The following is a 23,213-nucleotide window of genomic DNA, read 5'->3' on the forward strand; positions in this document are numbered from 1 at the left end:
GATTATTCCTTATACTCAATTCTAACCATTCCTACGAAGAGAGAATCATGACCTTATTTATGCTGACCTGGGCTATTACGTCCTTATCGCTATGGGCGGCAACCTATGTATTCGATGGCTTGCAATTTGATGACTCGGGAGCCTTAATTATTTCTGCTTTGGTTCTCGGACTGGCTAATGCCGTTATTCGCCCCTTGCTCATCGTATTTACTTTGCCGCTCACCATCTTGAGTCTTGGATTTTTCTTACTGGTGATCAACGCGCTAGTTCTAATGTTGGTTGCTCAGCTAGTGAATGGCTTCGTGCTCTCCGGATTTTGGACAGCCTTCTTTGCTAGCATTTTTATTGCCATTCTGAATGCCATGATTGGATCATTGTTTAGCATTAATCGCATCAAAATTGAGCGCATCCGTTAAACAGCCTGCCTTTGTGGTTGAGGTGCCATACACAACCTCACCCAAAATGACTCGATACGAGGGCCCGCTGATTGACCCAAATCCGGAACCTCGCTATTTGGATGCCAAGCGTCGTGAGCTTGACCTTCTTGGACCTGAGTTATTTGCCCAGAGTGATACTCCACAGACACGGGAACTCATTTCTAAGGCAGCTACCGTCTTAAATTGCGCAAATGCATCACCAATTGAAAGGATTGAGGATTTAGCTTTATGCCTCAATGAAGATGTAGCCCTCTTAGAAAACGATGTTCTCACCGCCATCTGTTTTTGCTTTCCAAGCAGTTGGGTGCCTGCAAAACGGCTAGGTATGGCGCTTGCACAAATTCATCATCCAGTAGCCGATGGGGAGCGACTGGTGCAGGCCAGCCCAAAAATTGCCCACGTGATGAGTGATCCCCAGCAAGGATCCTTTCGACGCTATGTCTGGACGATTAGTAATAGTGCGGAGTTAAGTCAGCATCCATTACGAAAGTCAAAAGCGATTCCCAAAAGGGTCGAGGATTTGTATTACCGGCTTGAAACGCAAACCACCATGCCAATCAACACCTCTTTGGGGCGAGCCAGTTTATTTCTAGTAAAAGTTGAGGTTTGCCCGTTGATGACGTTTTGGCAAAATCCAGAGCAACGCACGCAAATTTGTGCGAGTATTCAATCCATGAGTGAGGCAGTTTTGGAATACAAAAATTTGTGCTCGATTAAAGCGTTGCTGCTTGGGAACGACTAACTGAATAGGGCTTTGCGATGGATGATTTTGGACCAATTATTCTGATTGAGGTCGTCCTCGTATTCGGAGGAGTGCTACTTTTTGCCTGGTGGCAGCTGCGTGACCTCAAGAAGGAACGCGAGAAGGATCTGAAAAAGAAAGAAGAAGACAAATCCTAGTCATATTGCGCTGCAACCACAGCAAGCAACATCGCAATACTTGCTAAAAATTAGAATTACACTAAGATGAACTTACTGTGCCAAAACCAGCGACTAAATACTTTCCCGAAGAAAACTACACCGAACTGGATTTGGTAAGTCTCTCCTATGTGAGTGATGCGACCGAAGAATTTGGTATCTTGGCATTAATGCAGCTGGTTGATAAGGCGTCACGCCGCAATAAGAGCTTAAATGTTACTGGCGTTTTATCGTTTGATAATGGCCGTTTTGGTCAGATCATTGAAGGCAAGCCCAAAGACGTTGAGTTGCTATGGGAAGCAATTCAGAGAGATCCTCGCCACACGAATGTGGTATCGCTGGGAATGAAGCGGATTAATAGTCGGCGCTTTGCTAATTGGTCAATGCGTTTATGTGGCCGAGAAGAAATTACGTCCGCCAATCCCGACATTAAGCTCTAATTATTTTTGCAGTTCGCATTGCATGATGGGGTACCCATCTTGCAAAGTAGCCTCCACATACCGATCGTTCTTATACACATAGACCTTGACGCCTTTACCGTCGCCAATATTGTTGACATTGGTAAATAACGCGGTCTTGCTATCAATTCGTTTTAAGCTCGCAATCGTAGTGGGCTCACCAATGCTAAATTTAGAACCGGTCCAACGGTCTGGTCGAATGAAGTCACCTTTAATCATTTTGCCGCGGTAGGTCTTCATATAGATGCAATCTTTTTGATTAAGAATCAAATCAACCGCATCATCCTTGCGATCAAACAAACCTGCCTGCGTTAATGAACTCATTGGAAGCAGCACTGCAGATAGTAAAAGGGCGATGAAGCGTTTGGTCATGATGCGAAAGTCAGTTCAAATGATCGGCACCCGCACAGGCGCCTAGTAGCAATACCATTAGGGTCAGTAAATACGGTCTGGAATCGCGATAATTCAAGAAATTACCTCCTGAAATGATTTAATCAAAGGCGATCGAGATCGTCAAGGTTTGAAGTGTTCAAGCCCAAATCGGCCATCTTCGAGGCATTTCAAGCCCTGCGGATCCCGTTGATAGAGATAAACCCAGGCAGTTTGCCATTCAGACTGGCAAATGAACTCGACCGAGCGTAATACGCGCTGATATTCATGGGGTCTAGGGTCATTTGGTGAACATTCTTCATAATGATCAATTTCGGTCAATAGAAGCTCCGTATCGAGTTGCCAGAGTTCTCCATAAACCCAGCTTTCTAAAGCATTGGCATGATGATTTAATCGATCGGTAGCGCCTGGGTACCACGTTACTTGATAGAGTATTCCTGGCATTCGGGCTGGACCCAAACAGCGAGCCTTCGCATGCAAGTGTTTGGCATTGGGATGGTCAAAAGGGCTCATCAAGGTCCCATAGACAAATAGTAAATCGGTGCTCATGATCGCTTTACATGGAAACCCTAATAGGAGGAAGTTAAAAGCCTATTCACAATCAAAATATTAATAGATGGATAGGGTGCACGAGAATGAAAACCGTTAGTCAGCTATTGGCCGAGAAAAATCACCGGATCGAAACCATTGCTCCAAACATGCCAGTGTTTGATGCCCTAAAACTCATGTTAGAGAAAGATGTTGGCTCACTACTGGTCATCGAATTTGGTGGGCTTGTCGGAATTTTCACAGAGCGTGACTACGCCCGTAAACTGGTCTTGCAAGGTAAAAGCTCACAAAATACCTTAGTGCGGGATGTGATGAGTACCAAACTAATTACAGTTAAGCCAGAAGACACCCTTGATTACTGCATGCAGCTCGTGACCGAGAAACGGATTCGCCATCTGCCAGTGTTAGATGGCAAACGCTTAATTGGCATGCTATCGATTGGCGATTTAGTTAAAGCCGCACTCGCGGAGCAAGCTGCTACGATCGCTCAACTTGAGGCCTATATTAATTCTTAAAGGCCCATTTCTTTAAATACATCCTTGGCAGTACGAAAACTATCGATCGCTGCTGGCACGCCACAATAAATGGCCGATTGCAAAAAGATCTCGGCGATTTCGTCTTTACTCAAACCATTATTAATTGCGCCCTTGACGTGCAGTTTGAGCTCATGGGGTCGATTTAAGGCAGTGAGCATCGCCAGGTTAACAATGCTTCGGGTCTTGCGATCAAGGCCGGGACGGTTCCAGATTTCATTCCAGCAGTATTCCGTCACTAATTCTTGGAGCGGTAAGTTAAAGTCATCGGCATTGCGGATTGCTTGATCCACATACTCAGCACCGAGTACCTCACGACGGGTTTTTAATCCCTTTTCAAAAGCATCACGATTCATGGCTGTCTCCTTAGTTATTTACTAAACAGCAGTATAGTTATAGGCATGGATCATCGTTCGATTCTTATTATTCTGATCATGGCTTTGGGCCTATCTGCCTGCGGAACCCCGCAAAGCGGCTTTCGGGTAGTTAATCGATCAGACGGCATGATTGGGGTGCAAGCCGTTAAGGGCGCCAAAGAAATTGAGGCACAAGAGCTTGCCACTAAAGAATGTAAAAAGAATGGAAAATCCGTCGCCCGAATTTCAGAAGCGCGTAGTACCCATAACGATAATTTTCCAATGATTTATATATACCAATGCCTAAACTAGTTGCAGATTGCCTAGTAGCCTGAACGAATGTCTATTTACACGCATACCCAAACCATTCCTCTATTTCCACTTGGTACCACCTTGTTTCCTGATGGCATTATGCTGCTCAAAATCTTCGAGGTGCGTTACTTAGATATGGTGAAGCAGTGTGTGCGTGAGGGTTCTGGCTTTGGTGTTGTAACACTGAACGGCGGGGATGAGGTGCGCATGCCTGGACAAGAGGTTAGTTTTAATTCGGTCGGAACCTATGCCCGCATCAAAGAGTTTGATCCGGTCCAACCCAGCCTCTTCATGATTCAATGCCATGGTGAACAGCGCTTTCGTGTCAAAACCAGCGAGACCAAGCGCAATGGCTTGATTGTTGCTGATGTTGATTTCATCGAAGACGATGCCTTTATGGAGGTCCCTGAGGATCTAAAAATGACCTCAAGCGTATTAGGGAAGGTGATACAGTCCTTTAAAGAACAGGGCGCTGCCCTTGGGAAAGAGCTGCCGTTTAGTAAACCCTATCGCTTTAACGAATGCGGCTGGGTCGCCAATCGATGGTGTGAGCTCTTGCAGTTAAGCCCTGGTCAAAAGCAATTTTTCCTAGAACAAGAGAGCCCGCGCCTTCGTTTGGATCTCATTCATGAATTACTCGAAGAGATGGGTGTTTATAAGGCTGTGAAATAATGATTTTTATTACAAAAGCAATATAACTAAATAAATAATTGGAGACGGCATCATGAGATTAAACATTGCATTCGGTTTAATAGCTACAGCGGTTCTGGGTTTTAGCCATGTACACGCTCAAAGTAACTGGCCAAGTGGTCAAACTGTTCGAGTAATCGTGCCTTTTCCTGGGGGAGCAAGCACACTTGATTCGGTGGTTCGTACTCTTACCCCTGAAATGAGTAAAGCGCTTGCATCACCTGTGATTGTCGATAACAGACCTGGCGCCGGAACGGTCATTGGGGTTGATGCAACCGCTAAGGCAACGGATGGAAATACCGTTGGCGGTGTTGCAAATAGTTTTACGGTTAATCAAACCTTAGTAAAAAACTTACCCTATAACACCACGAAAGATTTACAGGCTGTCATCTTGATGGCTAAAACAGCCAATGTACTTGCAGTGCGTCCTGGATTGCCAGTCAATAATTTGAAAGAATTAATTGCTTATGCCAAGAAGAATCCTGGAAAACTATCCTATGGATCATTTGGTAATGGCACAACCGCTCATTTTGCGGGAGAAATGCTGAAGTCCCAAGCCGGAATTTTTGTGGTTCATATTCCCTATCGTGGTCAAGGACCTGCATTAACCGATTTGCTGGCTGGAAATATTGACATGATGTTTGGTAACTTGCCTGATTTTCTGCCACACATTAAATCGGGTAAGTTAAAAGCCATCGGCACAACCTATTTGACACGTGCGCCCTTGGCCCCAGAGATCCCAACCATCGCCGAGCAGGGATTCCCGAAATTCGAGACAGACTCTTGGTATGGCATTGTGGCCCCAGCAAGTATGCCCAAAGATCGAGTAGATAAGGTCAATGCGGCAATTAATCAAGCGCTTCAAGATCCTGCAGTCAAAAAGAATTTTGCTGATCGAGGCATTGAGATTATTGGCGGAACACCTGCTAAATTTTCTGAGCACATTCAAGCTGAAATTTCAAAATACGCGCAGATTGTGAAGAGTTCTGGAATGACGATTGATTGATGTTATGCACGCAACAGAACTTTTTGAAGCAGGAAACTATCGCTATATTCCAAGTGTTTTTCAGTACTCGGCCGGAGTCAAGGCTGAGCCTGGTTTTTGCCTCGAGCAGGTTCGCTTTCATCGAGCACTGCCATTGCAAGACGGATTTGAGTATGCCAAAGCGCATCTTCAAAAAATAGGGCGTCCGCTGACGGCATTTGCTCACTGTGAACTGCGATCGCCTACTCAATTTGATGATCAAGGATTTATTTCATTCAATCGTCAGTACGTGGCCCAGCTGGAGGCCTGGGGAATATACACACCGGCGTTTGAGAATAGGGAGGCTATTAACCCAGTAGCACGTACAAATGTGTGCCCTAAACATCATGCCCCGAAGCAAGTATCGATGTTTTCATTTACCTATTCAGTGCCCGTTGAATCACCCCGTATTAGTTTTGTCCTCTCGGGTGGGGGTGATGCTAGAAAAGGCCCTGAACCTTATCGAGATCGAATTATTGCGTATGGCGATTGCTCGCCTGAAGGTCTGAAGACCAAAATTGCTTTTGTCATTGACGAAATGACAGCGCGATTACGCAAACTGGATTTAACCTGGAATGATGCGACAAAAGTACAGGCCTATACAATTCATGACATTACTCCTTGGATGGATGAGCTGCTTTCAAATCCTGGATTAATTCCAAATGGACTAACGTGGCATTATGCAAAACCACCCGTTGCTGGCTTGGAATATGAGATGGATGTTCGTGGTGGCGTTAGCGAACTTTTTATTAATTAACGATAAATAATGACAGTGACTACAAATTCAAATAAAAAAAATATTCGTGTTGCAATTGCAGGGCTGGGCGCAATTGGCAAATCCTTATCAATGCATCTGGCTTCTGGAGCAATTCCAGGCGTCGTGTTAACTGCAGTGTCTGCCAAGGATCATCAAAAAGCGCAAGAATTTGTCAAAACCCTTGCTCATCCCGTTAAGGTCTTAAAGATTGAAGATCTTGAGCCCGAGGCTGATGTGGTGGTTGAATGTGCTCCTGCGAATTTACTAGGCGACATCATTACACCCTTTTTGAAAAATCAAAAACGTGCAATCGTACTTTCTGTCGGTGCTATCTTATTTCGTCCAGATCTTGTGGAACTGGCTAAGGAAACAGGCGGAGTGATTATGGTGCCTACTGGCGCTTTGATTGGTCTTGATGCAATGGTTGCTGCCGCAGAAGGAAATATTCATTCGGTTCGCATGATTACACGTAAACCACCAAAAGGTCTTGAGGGCGCTCCGCACTTAATTGAACATAATATTTCAGTTGCTAACCTAACAGAACCCTTAAAAATATTTACGGGAAATGCTAAAGAGGCTGCAAAGGGATTTCCTGCAAACTTGAATGTGGTCGTAGCACTTGCACTGGCTGGTATTGGTCCAGAAAAAACCTTACTTGAGATTTGGGCTGACCCAACTGTAGTCCGAAATACGCACACCATTACCGTTGATTCCGATTCAGCCAAGTTCACCATGACTATGGAAAATATTCCATCGGAAAACCCAAGAACCGGCCGAATTGTGGCGCAAAGCGTGGTCGCCATGCTCCGTAAATTAACTTCGCATTTTCAAGTTGGCACTTAACACGAAAGAAATACCATGGGCATGACTGCTTCTGAAAAAGAATCAATTCGTTTGCGTTATTTGGAAGTCGATACATCCAATGTGGCTGACGTTTTAGATAACATGAACTTATTGCAACAAGGATTAGCGGCTGATTTTGGTCCCTATCCAGAAACTTGTAAGCGGATGGCAGGTTGGGCTTATACCATTCGCGGTCAAATGACCCCTTATCCACAAGGCGGAGATGCCGATAAGATGCAAGCTTGTCAAGGCTTATCCCCTGGTGAGATTGGTGTTTGGAGTGGCAATGGCGAGGGAATTTGCTATTTTGGCGAGCTGATCGCCTTGGGCATGAAGGAGCGCGGGTGTGTTGGAGCACTAATTGATGGGGGCATCCGAGATGTGCGTTGGATTGGAGAGCATCAGTTCCCCGTGTTTGCCCGCTATAAAACCTCTGTGCAGTCCATAGGACGTTGGAAAGTCAATGCCTGTCAAGTCCCGGTGTATATGCGAGGCCATGATGGTGGCAATGTCATTGTGCGCCCCGGTGATTTTATTCTTGCCGATGAAGATGGCGCTATTGTGATTCCAGTTGAACATGTTCATACCGTGTTGGTTGAAGCTGAGCGATTGACTGAAATTGAGAAAAATATTCGTAAGGAAATTGCCAATGGGCTTACATTGGCTGAAGCCCTAAAAAAATATGGGCATGTTTAGTTTGTATTGGATAAACATTCCTGCTCGTTTGCGTTAGGTTTAGCGGATGTTTACCTGTGCGCTGTGCGGAAATCCACGCGTCATTATGGGCGTTTGTCCGCACTGCGGCACAGATGCCTTACCGCTAAAAGAAAGTGATACGGTTACTGTTAATCTTGAGCTTGGTGGTCCCACTACCGAAGAAGCCCTGAGCGCACTAACCGAACATATTCGGACTGCCAGCGAAATTGATATTCGAACCATTATCGTCATTCATGGGTATGGTTCATCGGGTATTGGGGGTAGTATTCGAAGAACCATTCGGGAAGCCCTGGCAAACAATTTTTTTGCCGATCGGGTCGATGAGTATATTCATGGTGAAGACCTTGCTCATCGATCTTCAATCTATCAGGATCTGATTAAGCGCCGACCTTCATTGAAATCGCACTTTAAATCGTTTAAAGAGGGCAATCCCGGAATGACGATATTATTGATGCGTCATTAAGACTTATTATTGTTTGATTTCTTACTATGCCAAATTACTGGGCCAGTTCTGGCTTTAACACTCTTTCGGTGAATTCTGATCACCATCTCGTGGTGACGGATGATTTTCTTAGAACTTATCTTGCACGCCCCGAGCTGAGCCTAATTTCCCAGTCCTGCACCCAGGAGCGCGCCATTCATCAGCGCCTATTGAATTCGCCACGCGAAGAAATTAGCCAAGCCGAGATTCAGAAAATCGCCGATACCGATGTGCAGGCTAACTATGAAATTTGGTTTCGGTATCGAAGTAAGTTGCTGGCCGCAAGCTCCCTCGAGCATTTCTATATGAGCTTATTCCAAGGAAAGGGCGTGGATGTTCCCCCTTTGTTTGTCAGTCAGCTAACCCAAATTTTTCTACGACATATGCTGGGAGAGAACCCAGACCCTTATGAGCTAAGGATGGCAGAGTTCTTTTTTCGAACCCAAAAGGTCAGCATTCTAGAGGGTGGTGTGTTAATGGCAGCCGACCACGAGACCATTGAACGAAATGCACAGGCTTCGGACTTTGGCAATATTGTGGATCTTCTGAAGAACCAATCGTTAGCGGCACGCACCATCGACTTGGACGTATTACATCCTGACAATGCCAAATCCTATTGGGAGCGAGATGAGTTCTTTGATTTTGCAGTTCAGCTCAATTTTGACCAGCCCGCATTACCCGCCTTAGCGCGTCTTCTTGAAAAATGGATCAAGCACTTTTTGGGGATTGATACGAGCATTACCCCAATGAAGGAGATCTCTGACTCTAAATGGGTTTGGCATGTTGGCTTAGACGCCGCTGCGACGGAGATTCTCAATGGCCTCTACCAAGAGCAAAGTCTCGATGAAAGCGTACTGAACCGCTTAATTTGCCTCTTCAAACTCGAATTTAAGGATACGAGCCCGGTACTTGCCCAAGTTCGGGGCAAGCCAGTCTATCTCGGCCTTGCCATGAATGATCAATCCCAGATCAAGCTTAAACCACAGAACCTCCTCTTTAACCTGCCATTAAGCCCTGTTTCATAAGCTTTTTTCTCCTTTTGCATCTTGTGCAATGCAATAATTTTAGGGTATACTATTAGGTATAAACCCTTAGGAGAAGAAAATGACAAGCAATACCCTTAAACCAACCTTAGCTGGAAGTTCCATTGGACTTGCCGCTGGATCAAGCACCGGAACACTGGCTGCTATCCTCAAAACATTACGAATGATTGGCAGTGCTTGGGAAGAATCCAGAGTGGAATATAAAAAGCGAGCCATCTTGGGTGGCGGTTGGGAATAATTGAAATCAGTTCGCATTGACTTTGTATCGGATATTGCCTGTCCATGGTGTGCAATTGGTTTGACTGCCCTAGAGCAGGCAGTCGACCAAGTGTCCGATCGAGTATCGGTAGAGATTCATACTCAGCCCTTTGAATTAAACCCGCAGATGCCCCCAGGCGGACGGGATGTATTTGAGTATCTCTCAGAAAAATACGGTAACCCGATTTCGCAAGTTAAGATCAATCAAGAACGAATTTATCAACGCGCTGCCGAAATCGGATTTACCTTTCATCCAGAAGGGCGCAAACGAGTCTATAACACTTTTAATGGCCATCGACTCTTGCATTGGGCGGGCGAGGAATTTGATGCAGCTGCGCAATTGCGGTTAAAGAAGGCACTGTTTCATACCTACTTTACCTTGGCAGTCAGTATGGATGAGCCCCAACATCTACTAGACGCCGTAGCACGCGCAAACCTGCCAGTCTCACGGGCGCAAGCTGTGATCGAGAGCGATGAATTTTCTCAGGCAGTGCGAGACATCGAGCAGGAGTATGGGCAACTCGGAATTAGCTCCGTACCGGCAGTGATCTTTAATCAACGCCATCTCATTTCAGGGGCGCAAGCACCCGAGGTGTTTGCGCAAGCCATCCTCGAGTACGCAGACTAAACGCGTTATTCCTTGATATTGTTCTGGATCACAAACTTACCCCAGACCCCAATTTGTTTTGCTACAAAAGCATTTGCAGTGTCGGGATTGAGACTAAGAATTTGGATGCCCTGAGTTTTTAGCTTCTCAGCAACCGCTGGAGTTTTGAGCGCTTTATCCACTGCCTTGTACATCGCATTCACAACGGCTGGCGGTGTTTTTGCTGGAGCAATCACTGCCCACCAGGCTGGTGCCTCAAATCCTGGATAGCCACTTTCAGCCAAGGTAGGAACGTTTGGCATATCAGCGGTCCGTTTTGCTGTTGTTACCGCCAACGGAATTAAGCCACCGTTATCGGCATGCGGCTTAATGAGGAACATGCTGCCAACAACTAGAGGGATTTGGCCAGCAAGACCATCTTGCACCATTGGGCCGCCACCGCGATAGGGGGCATGCACCCAATCAACCCCGGTTTTCTTGGCAAAGTCGGCGATCGCCAAATGCCCCAAGCTACCAATACCAATTGATCCATACGTAAATGGTTTCTTCGCCCTCGATTCAGCCATCAGCTGCTTCATGCTTGTAATTCCAGACTTCTTGCTGGCGGCCAAAACCATGGGTGAGGTCCCAATCAGATTGACAGTCACTAAATCGCGAAGCGTGTCATACGGCAAATTGTCTTTAAGGGATGGATTAACACCATGGGTATCAAACACTAGCCCAAAGGTATAGCCGTCTGCCGGTGCTCGTGCCACGGCGGTTGTACCAATGACCCCCGAGGCGCCACCAATGTTTTCAACCACAATATTCTGTTTGAGTTCTGCTTGTAAGACGGGAGCCAGTATGCGAGCCACTTGATCCACGGAGCCACCCGGAGGAAAGACGGCAATCATCTTGATGGGACGTTGCGTTGGCCAATTACCAAGGTCACTTTGTGCCATGGTGGGGGTAGCAAAACCAACGGCAATCAATAGAGTAGTAAGGATTCGAATCAGGGAAGCCATAGCGTCTCCAAAAAGTAGAATGAATCCATCATACTGGATTTGAAATGCCGCGAAACGGCAATACAATGAACGTACACCATGATTAATCCCATTCAAATATTTCCCAGAAAAGAGCCCGCCGACTTAGGCATTCATGCGCTGCGGGGTATGCCATCCACAGTCATCAGCGATATGCTGGGACGAACGCTGGTTGCCAAAGGCATTCTCCCCATTCATCGAGCACCGATGTCGGTTTGCGGTAATGCTTTCACAATTAAAGTACGCGCCGCAGATAACCTCATGGTTCACAAAGCTCTGCAAATGGTTCGAGCAGGAGATGTCATGGTGATTGACGCGGAGGGTGATATCGGCTGTGCGGTCATTGGTGAGATCTTGACGCGCGTTGCTAAAAGTCGTGGCGTCGCAGGCATTGTTGTTGATGGCGCAGTGCGCGATGTCGATGCGCTCGAAGAGCTGGCCTTTCCATGTTGGGCTCGCGGTATTAGTTTACGAGGCCCCATGAAAGATGGACCAGGAGCAATTAATGTGCCGGTCTCCATTGGCGGAATGATCGTGAATCCCGGAGATATCATTTTGGGCGATCGCGATGGTGTCATCGCTATTCCCCCAGCGCTTGCTGCAGAAGCGGCGCGTCTTGGTCAAGAAAAGATTAAACAAGAACAAGAGATCCTCAAAACGATTGAAGCAGGGACCTATGCGACCCCATGGGTCGATGAGCTGCTCATCAAAAAAGGGGTCAAACTCTGATTACAGAGTCAATACAATACGTACCCAATGCGTTTAGAAGACTACATAAAACTCAATTAGGATAATTCATGACCACATCATTTGTGATTGCTGCCCCTGCCATTCCTTCCTTGCCGGTTGTCGGTGATAGCAAGCGTTTTCCAGTCAATCGGATCTATTGCGTTGGTCGTAACTATGCCGATCATGCGCGTGAGATGGGGCATGATCCCGATCGTGAGCCGCCATTCTTTTTCATGAAGCCCGCAACTGCAATCGTGACCGATGGCCAAGCGATGGCCTATCCTGCATTATCAAAGGATGTACATCATGAGCTAGAGATGGTGGTTGCTATCGGGAAAGGTGGATCCAATATCTCAGCGGATCATGCTTTAGATCATGTGTGGGGCTACGGTCTGGGACTTGACATGACCCGTCGCGATTTGCAAGGGGAAGCCAAAAAAATGGGACGTCCTTGGGATACTGGTAAAGCCTTTGATCAGTCTGCGCCATGTTCAGCCCTCGTACCAGTTAGCCAATGCGGCCATTTATCGAAAGGCCGTATTTATCTCACTGTAAACGGACAGGTGAAGCAAGACGGTGATCTCGCCATGATGATCTGGAATGTGCCCGAGACGATTGCCTATCTATCCACACTCTTTACCCTCATGCCTGGTGATTTGATCTTCTCAGGAACACCTGCAGGGGTTGCTGCGGTTCAACGGGGCGATGTGTTGGAAGGCCATGTTGACGGCCTACCCGTGCTCCAAACCAAAATTGTCTAAGGCTTTAAAGCTCCGATTGATTCTCGAGCGCAAATAATTTGAGCGTATCAAAGTCCACATGATCAAGTGCATTGATGTGGGTACTCTCCAGTTTAATGAGTGGCGCGCACCCATTGGCTAGGGCCTCTTGCCAGCGGGTAATGCACAAGCACCATTGATCGCCTGCTTTGAGCCCCGGAAAGTTCCACTCCGGTCTAGGGGTAATGAGATCATTGCCTTGCTGTTCGCTGAACTCCAAAAACTCGTCGGTCATGATGGCGCACACCAAATGCAAGCCAACATCGTGTTCATTGGTCTTGCAGCAGCCATCCCGAAAGAAACCCGTAAGCGGATCAAACGAGCAGGGTACGAGCGGCTCGCCAAAAACATTACGCACAATCTCAGGCATTGATCTCCCCTTACTTTCCTTGCCATTGAGGAGGGCGGCCCCCTAAGAATGCCGTCACACCTTCTTTAAAGTCTGCACTGCCATAAACCTCGGCAATTAGATCATCGCAATTGGGTAAGGCGTTTCCAATGACACGTGCCAAAATTAATTTGGATGCCTTTTGTGTGATTGGTGCAAGGGCAGCTAATTGCTTGGCAAGATCGAAGCTAAGCGCATCCAGTTCGTCAGACTCACCCGTTTTATATACAAATCCTTGTGCAAGAAGCTCTTGTACGGAGATCAACTCAGCAAGCAAAAGCATTCGCTTCACAATCGCCACTCCCAAATGGGCAGTTAACCAAGCAATATTACTTGGCGATAAAGTGTTACCCAAGGTGCGCGCAATGGGCACTCCAAACTTAGCGTTCGGTGTGGCTATCCGAAAATCACACAAAGCCGCAATTGCTAACCCGCCCCCAACCGCGAGTCCATCAATCACTGCGATCGTTGGCATGGGTAGCTGTTGGAGCGGTCCCAAGTAGTGATCAATCATGCGCTCGTAGTGAATGCCATCGGCGCCAACTTGAAATGATTGAAATTGCGCAATATCGCTACCGGAGACAAAGGATTTGCCACCAATCCCTCGCAAAATGGCAACACGTACCGAGGGATTTTGAGAGAGCTCCAAACAAATCGTACGTAATTGCTCATACATCGCCTGCGTCATCGCATTGCGAGCTTTGGGATGATCAAAAAATAGATGTGCGATCGAGTCCTTAATCTCGCAATACACCCTGGCGTTTACAGAATCGCTCATGCAGCAAATGCCCCCTGGGTTCGCAGTGACTCAATCTGCGCCGATGTAAAACCAGCTTCCTCCAAAACCTCTTGGGTGTGTTCACCCAACAACGGTGGATGACGCCGAACTTGCTGAGGAGTCCCTTGCATCTTGACCGCAAAGCCAATGTTCGGAACTTTACCTTCGAGCGGATGATCAATCTCAATCTTCATTTGGCGATGTTTGCCATGCTCACTCTCAAAAGCCTGTGGGTAGTCTAAGATGGGACCCGCCGGAATACCTTCGGCCAACATCAAATCAATCCACTCATTTGCATTCTTTGTCACAAAGGATATCTCAAGGTCAGTGATTAAGTCATCCCGATGACCAAGTCGTCCAGCAATCGTTTGATAGGCAGGATTTTGTAAAAGATCTGGGCGGGCTAAGATCGTACAGAGTTTTTGCCAAAGCTTATTATTGGTAGCGCCCATCACAAAATACCCATCTTTTGCTTTCACAGCCTGATAGGGGGCAGTCATACGATTTGCTGTTCCTAAGGCAACCGGTGGTTGACCAGTGCCCCAGTACTCCGAGGTATCCCAAATTGAGAACGCTAACGCGGAGTCAAATAAGGATGCATCAATGTATTGACCTTGACCGGTATTCTTTGCACCAATAAAGGCAGACAATGCGGCGTAGACCGCAAACAAAGCACAACCAATGTCAGCAACTGGAACACCGGCTTTCACGGGTTTGCCATCGCCATGGCCAGTGACGCTCATGACCCCGGACATTGCCTGTGCCATCAAATCAAAACCGGGACGTTCTGCCCACGGGCCACTTTGACCAAAACCCGAGATGCTGACATACACCAAAGCGGGATTGATCTTGCTCATCACCTCGTAACCAACGCCAAGGCGTTTCATGACTCCAGGGCGGTAGTTCTCCACCAAGATATCGGCATCCTTGGCTAATTCAAACAAAATTGCCTTGCCCGCATCCGACTTCAAATTAATCGCGATACTGCGTTTGTTGCGATTCATATTCAAAAAGCCCATGCTATCGGGGCCTTTCATCTTAAAGCCCATAGCACCGCGGGTTTGATCACCCGAACCTGGTGGTTCGACCTTAATGACATCGGCACCCATATCGGCAAGTAGCATGCAGCAGTAGGGACCGGCCATCACTTGACTAACATCAAGAACCTTAACGCCCGCGAGCGGTAAGGGGCGATTGGGCTGGTGTGCAGAAGAATTCATCATGGCATTCTAAACACAAAACCATTTTTCGTTTGTGCATACCAGTCTATTAAAATAAGCATCATGTACATGTTTTTACCTTTTGCGATCGCATTACTAGCCGCCATCTTCATTTGGTTCGAAAAGCGTCTACTTGGATTACTGTTTGCATTGGCTAGTGCATTGATTACGGCAGCCTGGTTTATGCATCATGCCTCCGATAAACTGAACATCAGCTTATGAGTCAGTTCACCTTACCATCGCTTAGTGGCATTGGGAACATTGCTCTCCTACTGGTCATTAATTCGGTACTAACCTTGGCTTTTCTCGACCAGTTCATCAATCATGATTTGCCATGCCCCCTATGTATCTTGCAACGAATGGGCTTTACCTTAATTGGGCTAATGTTCCTATTAAACATTCGTTCCGGTGCACAGCCTGCACATTACGGATTTGCAATTCTGTTTGCAATCTTGGGCTTATCGGTTTCCTTGCGGCAGGTACTTCTCCATGTTGCTCCGAGTGATCTCGGTTATGGCGATACCTTCTTTCATCTGCATTTTTATACCTGGGCCTTTGTTGGATTTGTCTCATTGATGATTAGTATTGCAATTCTTTTAATCATCCCCGATCGCGGCACCCGCAGTCGTCACTGGTTAGCGCAGTTTGTATGTGTATGGTTCATTCTCCTATTGGTGGGCAATCTACTCTCCACTTTATCGATTTGTGGTTTAGGTGCTTGCGCAGACAATCCCCTGAACTATGCCGGTATTGAGCAACTGCGTCAGTGGCTTGCGAAGTAATTGATTTTGAAACGACTCATCTTCGTTTGTGCACTTGTGTCTTGCCTGCTTGCGCCGGCTCAAGCGGAACGCGTCTGGCCACGCGAGACCATCCGAATCGTAGTTAGCTTTCCTCCAGGTGGCGCACCCGATACCCTAGCACGGGTTCTGGCAGAGGATTGGCAAAAAACCCTTAATGTGCCGATTGTTGTTGAAAACCGTCCTGGGCATGGCGGCAATATTGGAGCCGATCTCGTGGCCAAGAGTGCGCCGGATGGCTACACCTTGCTCATCGGTACGGTAGGGATTCATGCGATTAATGGTGCGCTCTACGAAAAACTCTCCTATGACCCAATCGCAGACTTCACGCCGATCAGTTTCTTGGCAAGCACGCCCAACGTCTTAATTGTCAGTAAGCAACTTGGTGTGCAATCACTCAAGGACCTCATTACTCTTGCCAAAGCAAAACCCGATGAGCTTACTTTTGGATCGTCAGGAACGGGTACCTCAATTCATATGTCTGGCGAGCTGTTTAAGGAAATGGCTGGTGTACAGATTCGTCATATTCCTTACAAGGGCAGAGCACAATCCTTGCCTGATCTGGTGAGCGGTCGCATCTCGATGCTCTTTGATAATTTGGCATCTGCACTACCTCTCATTAAAAGTAATGAAGTGCTTGCTTTGGGTGTCACCACGCTCAAGCGCTCACCCTCAGCTCCAGAGATTCCGACACTTGCTGAGCAAGGATTGAAAGGATTTGAGGCGATATCTTGGTTCTCGCTGATGGGCCCGGCAAAGTTACCGAGAGATACGCAGATGCGCATCAATCAATTGACCCAGCAAACCCTATCCAAGCCAGAGGTCAGAACACGACTAATGAGCGGTGGGCTAGAGCCAAACCCGGGCAGCCCCGAGGATCTTGCGCGGTATATCCAACTCGAATCCAATAAATGGCGCAAAATTGTTCAGCAATCCGGAGCAAAAGCGCAATGATGTCAGCCAAACCGATGTGAGATGCGTTAATTACTCAGAGATAACTACCGGAGCATTCTATGCGACTTCAGGCCCTTCAATTCATCCTCATTAGTAGTCTTGGCGTCGGCCTACTCACTGCTTGCGTATCGGCACCCACTGGCCCCACGATTACCATCATGCCGCGTGAAGGAAAGTCCTTTGAGGAGTTTAAAAAGGACGATGAGGAATGCCGAGGTTTTGCATCCCAATCCGTTAAGGATGGCAATACCGCCGCTTTAAAAGAAGGTGCGATCAGCGCTGCCACCGGTGCAGCCATTGGTGCCGCGGCTGGAGCCCTCTATCAAGGTGGAAGCAGTACCAATGTTGGTACTGGTGCAGCGATAGGTATGGTTGGGGGTGCAGCGGTTGGAGCCATGGGCGCTGCCAGTAAAGAATCGCAAGCCCAAACTCAATACAACACCGCCTATCAACAGTGCATGTATACCAAGGGCAATCAGGTACCCGGATTTAAACCGGTTAGTGAGTTTAAGAAGATTCAGTAAGAACTACACCGTTACTGGCGGATTCACTTTTTTGTAATACGCAGCTGTCTTTCTAAAAATCCACAGCAGGAGTGCAGCCGCAATGGCTAAGCTCACACTGTTGGCAATCCAAAATCCATTAACCCCTTGAAAGATTTGGGGAGTATTGCCGAGAACATTAAAGCCGAGCAGGTAACCACCACCAAGGCCAACACACCACAACGATCCTGCATAGACCAGCATTGGTAAAAACGAGATGCGATATGCTCGCAAAATAAATGCTGCAACCACTTGCACCGAATCAACTAATTGGTAAAAGCAAATGAACAAGAAGAGGGGCGCCGCCAATAATTTGACATCGGGTGTCGGGTCGTAGAGATCGAGCAGTTGGAAACGAAACACCCAAACAAATAAACCAATCACAATGCATAAGCTGCTGGTAAAGATTACCGATGACCACCCAATTTCTTCAGCGCGTTGCTGACGACCAGCACCAATCGATTGTGCGACTAAGGTCATGGTTGCAATCGATAGAGAAAGGGGTACCATATAAATAACAGTGCCGAGATTGGCGACGATTTGATGTCCCGCCAGCGGAGTGGTACCAAAGCGTGCAATAAATAGCGACATGAAGGTAAATGAGGTTACTTCGATAAAGTAACTCAAGCCAATTGGTGCACCTAAGCGTAAGAGGGTCCAGATCCGATGCCAGTTTGGCCAGCTAAATTGTGCAAAGAGCTTAAACGGTTTGTAAAACCCGCCCGAGATAACAATAATGAGGGTAGCAAAAAACCATAACCAATTAATAATGACGGTAGCTACAGCACAGCCAGGACCACCCATAGCGGCAATACCAAAGCCACCATAAATAAATAAGGCATTGAGCGGAAACTTGAGACCCAAGCCGACTAATTGAACAATCGTAATAATGCCGGGTCTAGACACAGCATTATGAAACGACATCAAAACCCGCATACCCATGCTAGCTGGCAATCCGAGAGCCAAGATCTCAAGGTAGAGGCGTGCTTTATTTTCTAGCCCCGCTTCAACCTGTGAGATGCCGAGTAAGAGATCAGCGTTCAAAAGGATTAGGGTGCCAAGCACGGTTAAACCCAGTGCTAGCCAGCCTGCTTGACGAACCTCTTCACCAATTTCATTAAACCGTTTTGCACCAAATAGTTGCCCTGCGATTGGGGTGAGGGCAGCAATCACTCCCGTGAGACCAACGTAGATACTGATATAAATTGCAGACGCCATGGCCAAAGCTGCTAAGTCCTCAGACGAGTAGCGCGCTGTCATTGCGGTATCCAATACACCAAAGGCAATCACCGCTAGCTGGCCAACCAGTAGGGGGCCCGCTAATTTAATGAGTTCAGGAACATCGTCTCGCAATCGCGAGATCCGGAAAAATGCCATGCGTCGACTTACTCGGGGATTACTTCATATAAGCGTAAACGCTCATCACGATCGGCAGCGCGTCGATCTTCCCAAAGAAGTTTGAGCTTCTTGTCATGCAGTGCAGAAAACGCGGATGCCGTACTGGCATTGTGCGTTAGAACATAAGGGCACGTTGGATTATCGGCCAAGGGTAAGCGCGTGAAGTAACTAAACGATGCCAATTGGGCCGGACCTAAATTACTGGTATCGATGCAGGTTGCATTGGCAGGTGCTGCCTGCACTAGACGCTCAGCAACAAAACGATAGGTCTTCGCGTAATTGATGGTAGGTAACCATAAGGTCATCAGCAATACCCACATCAGGGTGGTGCCGGATGCCGAGATAATCAAGCACCGCCAAATGACTTTGGGGGCACGCGAGGTGCGCCACTGCACGACCCAGAGCCAAAGAAAAGTAATGCCAAGGGCAATCACAAGAGTGATCCAACTGAACTGAACCTCAAAGCCTGGGATGTAACGCGCCACATTATTGGCGGTACTAGCAGGGATGCCCGTGGTCTTTGCAAACCAAATGAGCCAAATTGCTACCGCAATGATCGTAAAACTCAACATTGCAAACCAGTCAATAAAGCTAATCACGCTACGACGCAAAATGGGCAGACTGAAGGCAGCCAAGATGGCCATTGGCGGAATCAGAATAATCAAATCATGTTCGTTCGCATTCACCCGAAACAACACATAAACAAGACCAGCCAGCAAGAGACCCAATGGAATGCATAAATGCGGGGCACGCCAAGCGCCCGCATCCTCGTGCCGTACCCAGTGAGCAAGTGATACCAAAGCGAGAGGCCATACTGGCCATGCGTATGCCCAAAAATTGACACCCATAAATTGCAAGGAGTTCCAGGCAATATAGCGATGCATGGGTGGAGTCTGGGCCCACGCCTGAAGTGCTAATTCTTGGGCGGATGGGGAGACTGCAAAGAGTTGCCATAGCATGGGCCAAATACCAATACCCACGATGGCAATGGCAAGCGAACTCAGTGTCCACTGAACTTGCAGTTTCACCTTGCAGAAAAAAACGGCTGATGCAATTGCTATGGCAATGAGCGCAGTCAACGCCCAATTACTCGAGAGCCCTAAAAGGACTAATCCAAACCCAGTCCAAGCGCCACCCTGCCAAGGTTTATCCAGACCACGAATGGTGCCATACATCACAATCGATAGCCCCATGAGTTGCGCCATCATGGGTGTGGTTTCGTGGGTACGCTGAGCAAGACCCACGCATGCTAAAAATATGAGTAGTGCCCCATCGGCTAGAGTCATTCCGTAATCGCGAGTATTGGGTTGGCCACCCAGTGCAAAACTCATGGGTTGAACTTCTTTGCGACGCCCCAATAAATAACAGGCATACCAAATGGCAATTGCAGCACCAAAAAAGCAGAGCGCTGAGTAAAGGCGGGCAGCATTCGTGTCGCCAATCCATGAGCCAAATAAATCCATAAAGCTTGCACCTAGCCAGTAGGGCAGCGGTGCCCCCATGGATTGCTCACGTCCGGATAGTGATGGGATGAGCCAATCCTGCCAAGAGCCAGTATGCAGATGCCACATCACACCAAACCCAATCGAGTCTTCATTTTTCCAGGGATCGCGGCCAAAAAGACCGGCTAGGCCATAAACGATTGTGAGTGCAAAAATCACAATCCGGGGGATGGAGGCTGTGGCAGCGGCAGTCAGTTTGACCATACTAGTTCATCGTATCCCTGAATACTACGTTGATCCACATTCCCAGAAATGACAAAGGCAGCGCATGCTGCCTTCGGTAACACATACCACTTGTGGTGATTACTTCGCTTTCTTGGCAGCCACCTTCTTTGTAGCCACTTTCTTAGTAGCAGGCTCAGCTTTCTTGGTTTGCGCATCTTTGGCCCGCTTCTCGGCAGTCTTTGCAGCGCCATCGCCAGTTGCCTTAGCAGCGGCTTTGCCACCAAACTTTTGACGAAACTTCTCAACACGACCAGCGGTATCAATAATCTTCTGGGTGCCCGTGAAGAAAGGATGCGACTCCGAAGAAGTTTCAATCTTCGCTAGAGGGTACTCTTGACCGTCTTCCCACTTAATCTTTTCTTTGGTGATGATGGTGGAGCGGGTCTTGAAGCTGAAGTTGTTGGAAACATCTAAAAACACAACTTCGCGGTAATCGGGGTGAATGCCTTGTTTCATAATCAATATCCTTGGAACGGGTAGCCGTTGTGCGTCACGCGTGATCCCACAATACTTGCCCAGGGTTTAATACAGCAAAAGCGAGATTATGCCACAAAATCAACGCTTAAGCTCTAATCATTAGCCGCCTCGGCGCATCAGCTCAAAGAACTCCGCGTTATTCTTGGTGGACTTGAGTTTATCGACAATAAAGTTCATGGCCTCGATCTCGTCCATATCGGCTAGGAGCTTACGCAACACCCAGATTTTCTGGAGGTTTTCAGGCTTGACAAGCAATTCCTCACGGCGAGTACCCGATTTATTGAGGTTAATGGCCGGATAGACGCGACGCTCTGCAAGGCGACGCTCTAAATGAACCTCCATATTGCCCGTGCCCTTGAACTCTTCGTAGATTAAATCGTCCATGCGGCTACCGGTCTCGATCAGCGCGGTTGCCAAAATCGTGAGTGATCCACCTTCTTCAATATTACGAGCAGCACCGAAGAAACGCTTAGGGCGCTGCAAGGCATTGGCATCTACACCACCAGAGAGCACTTTTCCGGAGGAGGGCACTACCGTGTTATAGGCGCGAGCTAGACGTGTAATCGAGTCCAACAAAATAATCACATCTTTTTTCATTTCCACTAAACGCTTAGCTTTCTCGATCACCATTTCAGCAACTTGAACGTGACGGACTGCTGGCTCATCAAACGTGGAGGCAACCACTTCACCACGGACCGAGCGCTGCATCTCAGTAACCTCTTCAGGACGCTCATCGACGAGCAGAACAATCAAGATGGCATCTGGATAATTTTGGGAGATCGCATGGGCCACGTGCTGCATCATCACGGTCTTACCCGACTTCGGTGAAGCGACGATCAGACCGCGCTGGCCAAAACCAATTGGCGAGATCATATCGATAATGCGACCGGTTAGATTCTCTTCAGCCTTGATATCGCGCTCGAGAGCAATATTGCGATTGGGGTGAAGCGGTGTAAGGTTCTCAAACATGATGCGATTTTTGAGATCCTCAGGCGCCATGCCATTGATCTTGTCCACTTTAACTAAAGCGAAGTAACGCTCACCCTCCTTGGGGGTGCGTACTTCACCTTCAATGCTGTCACCGGTGTGTAAATTAAAACGACGGATTTGCGCAGGTGAGATGTAGATATCATCGGGAGACGCCATATACGACGACTCGGGTGAGCGTAAAAATCCAAAGCCATCGGGCAATACTTCCAAGACACCATCGCCAAAAACTTGTTCACCAGCCTTAGCGCGCTTTTTAAGAATGGCAAACATGAGTTCTTGTTTGCGCATCCGTTGAGTATTTTCGATCTCGAGACCAGCAGCCATTTCGAGAAGTTGGGAAACGTGAAGTACTTTAAGTTCAGTTAATTGCATGATGTGTGCTTAGGATGAAACAAGAAAAGAAAAGAAAAGAAAATGGAGGGTGCCGATCGGCTAAGAAAAACGATAAACGGTTACAGCGCTAGATAAATAAGTCGTTTGAAGTTGGGATAAAGTTGGTGGAGGGCCGGATATAGACCGTCATTGAAACTAGATACTACACTAAAAAATGGCAAAACACGTAATTTTTGGGACTGATGAGGGCTAAATTGGGTCAGGCTCGAGTAGTGAGCCTGACTCCAACCATACTAAAACCGATTTAATTACAGATTGCTATCAATGAATGCCGTTAGTTGGGATTTGGCGAGAGCGCCTACTTTTTGAGCAGCGACCGTGCCATTTTTGAACAAAATTAGTGTTGGAATGCCCCGAATATTGAACTGGGCGGGTACGCCTTGGTTCTCATCAACGTTCATCTTCGCAATTTGGATGCGATCGCCATACTCGGTCGAAAGCTCTTCCAAAATGGGTCCGATCATCTTGCAAGGACCGCACCATTCGGCCCAGAAGTCGAGGAGAACGGGTTTGTCAGACTTGAGCACATCTTGTTCAAACGATGCATCACTAACGTGTTTAATGCCGGCACTCATGAAAATTCCTTATGGTTTAAATGGATGAAATTGCTCATCAAAGGGCAATTTCAAACCCTATATTATCA

General features: G+C 47.4%; 33 protein-coding genes. 21 read left to right on the forward strand and 12 right to left on the reverse strand.

Features of this window, described 5'->3' with window-relative positions; translation table 11 throughout:
- Positions 1 to 47 precede the first annotated feature (47 nt).
- The 4 genes from ICV32_RS04410 (at position 48) to ICV32_RS04425 (ending at position 1,795) form a co-directional block, all read left to right on the forward strand.
- Positions 48 to 416, forward strand: coding sequence for a phage holin family protein (locus ICV32_RS04410; RefSeq protein WP_215372250.1), 369 nt, complete (start codon positions 48 to 50; stop codon positions 414 to 416).
- A complete protein-coding gene (locus ICV32_RS04415; RefSeq protein WP_215372252.1) occupies positions 400 to 1,179 on the forward strand; it encodes a heme-dependent oxidative N-demethylase subunit alpha family protein in 780 nt (259 codons plus the stop codon). Before ICV32_RS04410 ends, ICV32_RS04415 begins: the two co-directional genes overlap by 17 nt.
- Before the next feature lie 17 nt (positions 1,180 to 1,196).
- Positions 1,197 to 1,337 carry a hypothetical protein gene (locus ICV32_RS04420; RefSeq protein ID WP_215372254.1) on the forward strand — a complete coding sequence of 47 codons (141 nt, stop codon included), beginning with the start codon at positions 1,197 to 1,199 and terminating at the stop codon, positions 1,335 to 1,337.
- A 77-nt stretch (positions 1,338 to 1,414) separates the two neighbouring features.
- On the forward strand, positions 1,415 to 1,795 hold the full coding sequence (locus ICV32_RS04425) for a BLUF domain-containing protein (RefSeq protein ID WP_215372256.1): 381 nt from the start codon (positions 1,415 to 1,417) through the stop codon (positions 1,793 to 1,795).
- On the opposite strand, the gene ICV32_RS04430 is transcribed toward ICV32_RS04425, so the two are convergent.
- Positions 1,796 to 2,185, reverse strand: coding sequence for a hypothetical protein (locus ICV32_RS04430; protein WP_215372258.1), 390 nt, complete (start codon positions 2,183 to 2,185; stop codon positions 1,796 to 1,798). It abuts the gene before it with no gap.
- A gap of 141 nt (positions 2,186 to 2,326) precedes the next feature.
- A complete protein-coding gene (locus tag ICV32_RS04435; RefSeq protein ID WP_215372260.1) occupies positions 2,327 to 2,752 on the reverse strand; it encodes a gamma-glutamylcyclotransferase in 426 nt (141 codons plus the stop codon).
- Between the two features lie 86 nt (positions 2,753 to 2,838).
- On the opposite strand from ICV32_RS04435, the gene ICV32_RS04440 reads away from it, so the two are divergent.
- Entirely contained in the window at positions 2,839 to 3,267 is a 429-nt protein-coding gene (locus ICV32_RS04440; protein WP_215372262.1) for a CBS domain-containing protein, read from the forward strand.
- Here the strand turns inward: ICV32_RS04440 and ICV32_RS04445 are convergent.
- The gene (locus ICV32_RS04445) at positions 3,264 to 3,641 is read right to left on the reverse strand and encodes a carboxymuconolactone decarboxylase family protein (protein ID WP_215372264.1); all 378 of its coding nucleotides are present in this window, start codon (positions 3,639 to 3,641) and stop codon (positions 3,264 to 3,266) included. The genes ICV32_RS04440 and ICV32_RS04445 overlap by 4 nt on opposite strands.
- Before the next feature lie 45 nt (positions 3,642 to 3,686).
- Between ICV32_RS04445 and ICV32_RS04450 the strand changes: the two genes are divergently transcribed.
- The 10 genes from ICV32_RS04450 to ICV32_RS04495 all read left to right on the forward strand — a co-directional run bounded on the left by ICV32_RS04450 (position 3,687) and on the right by ICV32_RS04495 (position 10,394).
- Positions 3,687 to 3,953, forward strand: coding sequence for a hypothetical protein (locus ICV32_RS04450; protein ID WP_215372266.1), 267 nt, complete (start codon positions 3,687 to 3,689; stop codon positions 3,951 to 3,953).
- Positions 3,954 to 3,980: 27 nt separating this feature from the next.
- On the forward strand, positions 3,981 to 4,625 hold the full coding sequence (locus ICV32_RS04455; protein ID WP_215372268.1) for an LON peptidase substrate-binding domain-containing protein: 645 nt from the start codon (positions 3,981 to 3,983) through the stop codon (positions 4,623 to 4,625).
- A gap of 52 nt (positions 4,626 to 4,677) precedes the next feature.
- Positions 4,678 to 5,649 (forward strand): tripartite tricarboxylate transporter substrate binding protein, encoded by a 972-nt coding sequence (locus ICV32_RS04460; protein ID WP_215372270.1) that lies wholly within the window; start codon positions 4,678 to 4,680, stop codon positions 5,647 to 5,649.
- 4 nt (positions 5,650 to 5,653) lie between these two features.
- Complete coding sequence (locus tag ICV32_RS04465) at positions 5,654 to 6,424, forward strand: hypothetical protein (RefSeq protein ID WP_215372272.1); 771 nt, start codon at positions 5,654 to 5,656, stop codon at positions 6,422 to 6,424.
- Between the two features lie 15 nt (positions 6,425 to 6,439).
- The gene (locus ICV32_RS04470; RefSeq protein ID WP_251371933.1) at positions 6,440 to 7,267 is read left to right on the forward strand and encodes an aspartate dehydrogenase; all 828 of its coding nucleotides are present in this window, start codon (positions 6,440 to 6,442) and stop codon (positions 7,265 to 7,267) included.
- Positions 7,268 to 7,282: 15 nt separating this feature from the next.
- Positions 7,283 to 7,963 carry an RraA family protein gene (locus ICV32_RS04475; RefSeq protein ID WP_251371934.1) on the forward strand — a complete coding sequence of 227 codons (681 nt, stop codon included), beginning with the start codon at positions 7,283 to 7,285 and terminating at the stop codon, positions 7,961 to 7,963.
- A gap of 46 nt (positions 7,964 to 8,009) precedes the next feature.
- Positions 8,010 to 8,447: a Smr/MutS family protein gene (locus ICV32_RS04480; protein WP_215372275.1), complete on the forward strand. Its 438-nt coding sequence runs from the start codon at positions 8,010 to 8,012 to the stop codon at positions 8,445 to 8,447.
- Between the two features lie 26 nt (positions 8,448 to 8,473).
- Positions 8,474 to 9,490, forward strand: a complete 1,017-nt coding sequence (locus ICV32_RS04485) for a DUF6352 family protein (protein WP_215372277.1) — start codon at positions 8,474 to 8,476, stop codon at positions 9,488 to 9,490.
- A gap of 79 nt (positions 9,491 to 9,569) precedes the next feature.
- Entirely contained in the window at positions 9,570 to 9,746 is a 177-nt protein-coding gene (locus ICV32_RS04490; RefSeq protein ID WP_215372279.1) for a hypothetical protein, read from the forward strand.
- Positions 9,747 to 10,394 carry a DsbA family oxidoreductase gene (locus ICV32_RS04495; protein WP_215372281.1) on the forward strand — a complete coding sequence of 216 codons (648 nt, stop codon included), beginning with the start codon at positions 9,747 to 9,749 and terminating at the stop codon, positions 10,392 to 10,394.
- Positions 10,395 to 10,399: 5 nt separating this feature from the next.
- Here the strand turns inward: ICV32_RS04495 and ICV32_RS04500 are convergent, their stop codons facing one another.
- Positions 10,400 to 11,377, reverse strand: a complete 978-nt coding sequence (locus ICV32_RS04500) for a tripartite tricarboxylate transporter substrate binding protein (RefSeq protein ID WP_215372283.1) — start codon at positions 11,375 to 11,377, stop codon at positions 10,400 to 10,402.
- A gap of 78 nt (positions 11,378 to 11,455) precedes the next feature.
- Here ICV32_RS04500 and ICV32_RS04505 point away from each other — a divergent pair, with 78 nt between their 5' ends.
- Together ICV32_RS04505 and ICV32_RS04510 are read left to right on the forward strand one after the other, a co-directional pair.
- Positions 11,456 to 12,124: an RraA family protein gene (locus tag ICV32_RS04505; RefSeq protein WP_215372285.1), complete on the forward strand. Its 669-nt coding sequence runs from the start codon at positions 11,456 to 11,458 to the stop codon at positions 12,122 to 12,124.
- Positions 12,125 to 12,192: 68 nt separating this feature from the next.
- A complete protein-coding gene (locus ICV32_RS04510) occupies positions 12,193 to 12,885 on the forward strand; it encodes a fumarylacetoacetate hydrolase family protein (protein ID WP_215372287.1) in 693 nt (230 codons plus the stop codon).
- A gap of 4 nt (positions 12,886 to 12,889) precedes the next feature.
- On the opposite strand, the gene ICV32_RS04515 is transcribed toward ICV32_RS04510, so the two are convergent.
- The 3 genes from ICV32_RS04515 to ICV32_RS04525 are packed head-to-tail and all read right to left on the reverse strand — an operon-like array spanning position 12,890 to position 15,292.
- Entirely contained in the window at positions 12,890 to 13,273 is a 384-nt protein-coding gene (locus ICV32_RS04515; protein ID WP_215372289.1) for a DUF2237 family protein, read from the reverse strand.
- Between the two features lie 10 nt (positions 13,274 to 13,283).
- Entirely contained in the window at positions 13,284 to 14,069 is a 786-nt protein-coding gene (locus tag ICV32_RS04520; RefSeq protein WP_215372290.1) for an enoyl-CoA hydratase/isomerase family protein, read from the reverse strand.
- Positions 14,066 to 15,292, reverse strand: coding sequence for a CaiB/BaiF CoA-transferase family protein (locus tag ICV32_RS04525; protein WP_251371935.1), 1,227 nt, complete (start codon positions 15,290 to 15,292; stop codon positions 14,066 to 14,068). The genes ICV32_RS04520 and ICV32_RS04525 overlap by 4 nt, the downstream gene beginning before the upstream one ends.
- A gap of 60 nt (positions 15,293 to 15,352) precedes the next feature.
- On the opposite strand from ICV32_RS04525, the gene ICV32_RS04530 reads away from it, so the two are divergent.
- Genes ICV32_RS04530 through ICV32_RS04545 form a run of 4 tightly spaced genes read left to right on the forward strand, consistent with a single transcriptional unit; the run spans position 15,353 to position 17,567 of the window.
- Positions 15,353 to 15,511, forward strand: a complete 159-nt coding sequence (locus ICV32_RS04530) for a DUF5993 family protein (protein WP_215372292.1) — start codon at positions 15,353 to 15,355, stop codon at positions 15,509 to 15,511.
- Entirely contained in the window at positions 15,508 to 16,071 is a 564-nt protein-coding gene (locus tag ICV32_RS04535; RefSeq protein WP_215372294.1) for a disulfide bond formation protein B, read from the forward strand. Before ICV32_RS04530 ends, ICV32_RS04535 begins: the two co-directional genes overlap by 4 nt.
- A gap of 36 nt (positions 16,072 to 16,107) precedes the next feature.
- On the forward strand, positions 16,108 to 17,043 hold the full coding sequence (locus ICV32_RS04540; RefSeq protein ID WP_251371936.1) for a tripartite tricarboxylate transporter substrate binding protein: 936 nt from the start codon (positions 16,108 to 16,110) through the stop codon (positions 17,041 to 17,043).
- A gap of 59 nt (positions 17,044 to 17,102) precedes the next feature.
- Positions 17,103 to 17,567, forward strand: a complete 465-nt coding sequence (locus tag ICV32_RS04545; RefSeq protein ID WP_215372296.1) for a glycine zipper family protein — start codon at positions 17,103 to 17,105, stop codon at positions 17,565 to 17,567.
- A gap of 3 nt (positions 17,568 to 17,570) precedes the next feature.
- On the opposite strand, the gene ICV32_RS04550 is transcribed toward ICV32_RS04545, so the two are convergent.
- The 5 genes from ICV32_RS04550 to trxA all read right to left on the reverse strand — a co-directional run bounded on the left by ICV32_RS04550 (position 17,571) and on the right by trxA (position 23,145).
- Entirely contained in the window at positions 17,571 to 18,962 is a 1,392-nt protein-coding gene (locus tag ICV32_RS04550; RefSeq protein WP_215372298.1) for an MATE family efflux transporter, read from the reverse strand.
- Positions 18,963 to 18,970: 8 nt separating this feature from the next.
- Entirely contained in the window at positions 18,971 to 20,689 is a 1,719-nt protein-coding gene (locus ICV32_RS04555) for a glycosyltransferase family 39 protein (protein WP_215372300.1), read from the reverse strand.
- Positions 20,690 to 20,788: 99 nt separating this feature from the next.
- The gene (locus tag ICV32_RS04560) at positions 20,789 to 21,166 is read right to left on the reverse strand and encodes a type B 50S ribosomal protein L31 (RefSeq protein WP_215372302.1); all 378 of its coding nucleotides are present in this window, start codon (positions 21,164 to 21,166) and stop codon (positions 20,789 to 20,791) included.
- A 120-nt stretch (positions 21,167 to 21,286) separates the two neighbouring features.
- Entirely contained in the window at positions 21,287 to 22,549 is a 1,263-nt protein-coding gene (gene rho, locus ICV32_RS04565) for a transcription termination factor Rho (RefSeq protein WP_215372303.1), read from the reverse strand.
- Positions 22,550 to 22,818: 269 nt separating this feature from the next.
- Positions 22,819 to 23,145 carry a thioredoxin TrxA gene (gene trxA / locus ICV32_RS04570; protein ID WP_215372305.1) on the reverse strand — a complete coding sequence of 109 codons (327 nt, stop codon included), beginning with the start codon at positions 23,143 to 23,145 and terminating at the stop codon, positions 22,819 to 22,821.
- Positions 23,146 to 23,213: the final 68 nt, after the last annotated feature.

This window comes from Polynucleobacter sp. MWH-UH24A (assembly GCF_018687475.1).
Lineage (GTDB): Bacteria > Pseudomonadota > Gammaproteobacteria > Burkholderiales > Burkholderiaceae > Polynucleobacter.

Coding starts and splice junctions, on each gene's coding strand:
- ICV32_RS04550 (WP_215372298.1), bottom strand. CDS start 18,962: ATGGCATTTTTCCGGATCTCGCGATTGCGAGACGATGTTCCTGAACTC.
- ICV32_RS04500 (WP_215372283.1), bottom strand. CDS start 11,377: ATGGCTTCCCTGATTCGAATCCTTACTACTCTATTGATTGCCGTTGGT.
- ICV32_RS04475 (WP_251371934.1), top strand. CDS start 7,283: ATGGGCATGACTGCTTCTGAAAAAGAATCAATTCGTTTGCGTTATTTG.
- ICV32_RS04445 (WP_215372264.1), bottom strand. CDS start 3,641: ATGAATCGTGATGCTTTTGAAAAGGGATTAAAAACCCGTCGTGAGGTA.
- ICV32_RS04535 (WP_215372294.1), top strand. CDS start 15,508: ATGAGTCAGTTCACCTTACCATCGCTTAGTGGCATTGGGAACATTGCT.
- ICV32_RS04420 (WP_215372254.1), top strand. CDS start 1,197: ATGGATGATTTTGGACCAATTATTCTGATTGAGGTCGTCCTCGTATTC.
- ICV32_RS04555 (WP_215372300.1), bottom strand. CDS start 20,689: ATGGTCAAACTGACTGCCGCTGCCACAGCCTCCATCCCCCGGATTGTG.
- ICV32_RS04430 (WP_215372258.1), bottom strand. CDS start 2,185: ATGACCAAACGCTTCATCGCCCTTTTACTATCTGCAGTGCTGCTTCCA.
- ICV32_RS04435 (WP_215372260.1), bottom strand. CDS start 2,752: ATGAGCACCGATTTACTATTTGTCTATGGGACCTTGATGAGCCCTTTT.
- ICV32_RS04450 (WP_215372266.1), top strand. CDS start 3,687: ATGGATCATCGTTCGATTCTTATTATTCTGATCATGGCTTTGGGCCTA.
- ICV32_RS04440 (WP_215372262.1), top strand. CDS start 2,839: ATGAAAACCGTTAGTCAGCTATTGGCCGAGAAAAATCACCGGATCGAA.
- ICV32_RS04545 (WP_215372296.1), top strand. CDS start 17,103: ATGCGACTTCAGGCCCTTCAATTCATCCTCATTAGTAGTCTTGGCGTC.
- ICV32_RS04410 (WP_215372250.1), top strand. CDS start 48: ATGACCTTATTTATGCTGACCTGGGCTATTACGTCCTTATCGCTATGG.
- ICV32_RS04455 (WP_215372268.1), top strand. CDS start 3,981: ATGTCTATTTACACGCATACCCAAACCATTCCTCTATTTCCACTTGGT.
- ICV32_RS04530 (WP_215372292.1), top strand. CDS start 15,353: ATGTACATGTTTTTACCTTTTGCGATCGCATTACTAGCCGCCATCTTC.
- ICV32_RS04480 (WP_215372275.1), top strand. CDS start 8,010: ATGTTTACCTGTGCGCTGTGCGGAAATCCACGCGTCATTATGGGCGTT.
- ICV32_RS04460 (WP_215372270.1), top strand. CDS start 4,678: ATGAGATTAAACATTGCATTCGGTTTAATAGCTACAGCGGTTCTGGGT.
- ICV32_RS04485 (WP_215372277.1), top strand. CDS start 8,474: ATGCCAAATTACTGGGCCAGTTCTGGCTTTAACACTCTTTCGGTGAAT.
- rho (WP_215372303.1), bottom strand. CDS start 22,549: ATGCAATTAACTGAACTTAAAGTACTTCACGTTTCCCAACTTCTCGAA.
- ICV32_RS04560 (WP_215372302.1), bottom strand. CDS start 21,166: ATGAAACAAGGCATTCACCCCGATTACCGCGAAGTTGTGTTTTTAGAT.
- ICV32_RS04490 (WP_215372279.1), top strand. CDS start 9,570: ATGACAAGCAATACCCTTAAACCAACCTTAGCTGGAAGTTCCATTGGA.
- ICV32_RS04520 (WP_215372290.1), bottom strand. CDS start 14,069: ATGAGCGATTCTGTAAACGCCAGGGTGTATTGCGAGATTAAGGACTCG.
- ICV32_RS04525 (WP_251371935.1), bottom strand. CDS start 15,292: ATGATGAATTCTTCTGCACACCAGCCCAATCGCCCCTTACCGCTCGCG.
- ICV32_RS04515 (WP_215372289.1), bottom strand. CDS start 13,273: ATGCCTGAGATTGTGCGTAATGTTTTTGGCGAGCCGCTCGTACCCTGC.
- trxA (WP_215372305.1), bottom strand. CDS start 23,145: ATGAGTGCCGGCATTAAACACGTTAGTGATGCATCGTTTGAACAAGAT.
- ICV32_RS04510 (WP_215372287.1), top strand. CDS start 12,193: ATGACCACATCATTTGTGATTGCTGCCCCTGCCATTCCTTCCTTGCCG.
- ICV32_RS04465 (WP_215372272.1), top strand. CDS start 5,654: ATGCACGCAACAGAACTTTTTGAAGCAGGAAACTATCGCTATATTCCA.
- ICV32_RS04505 (WP_215372285.1), top strand. CDS start 11,456: ATGATTAATCCCATTCAAATATTTCCCAGAAAAGAGCCCGCCGACTTA.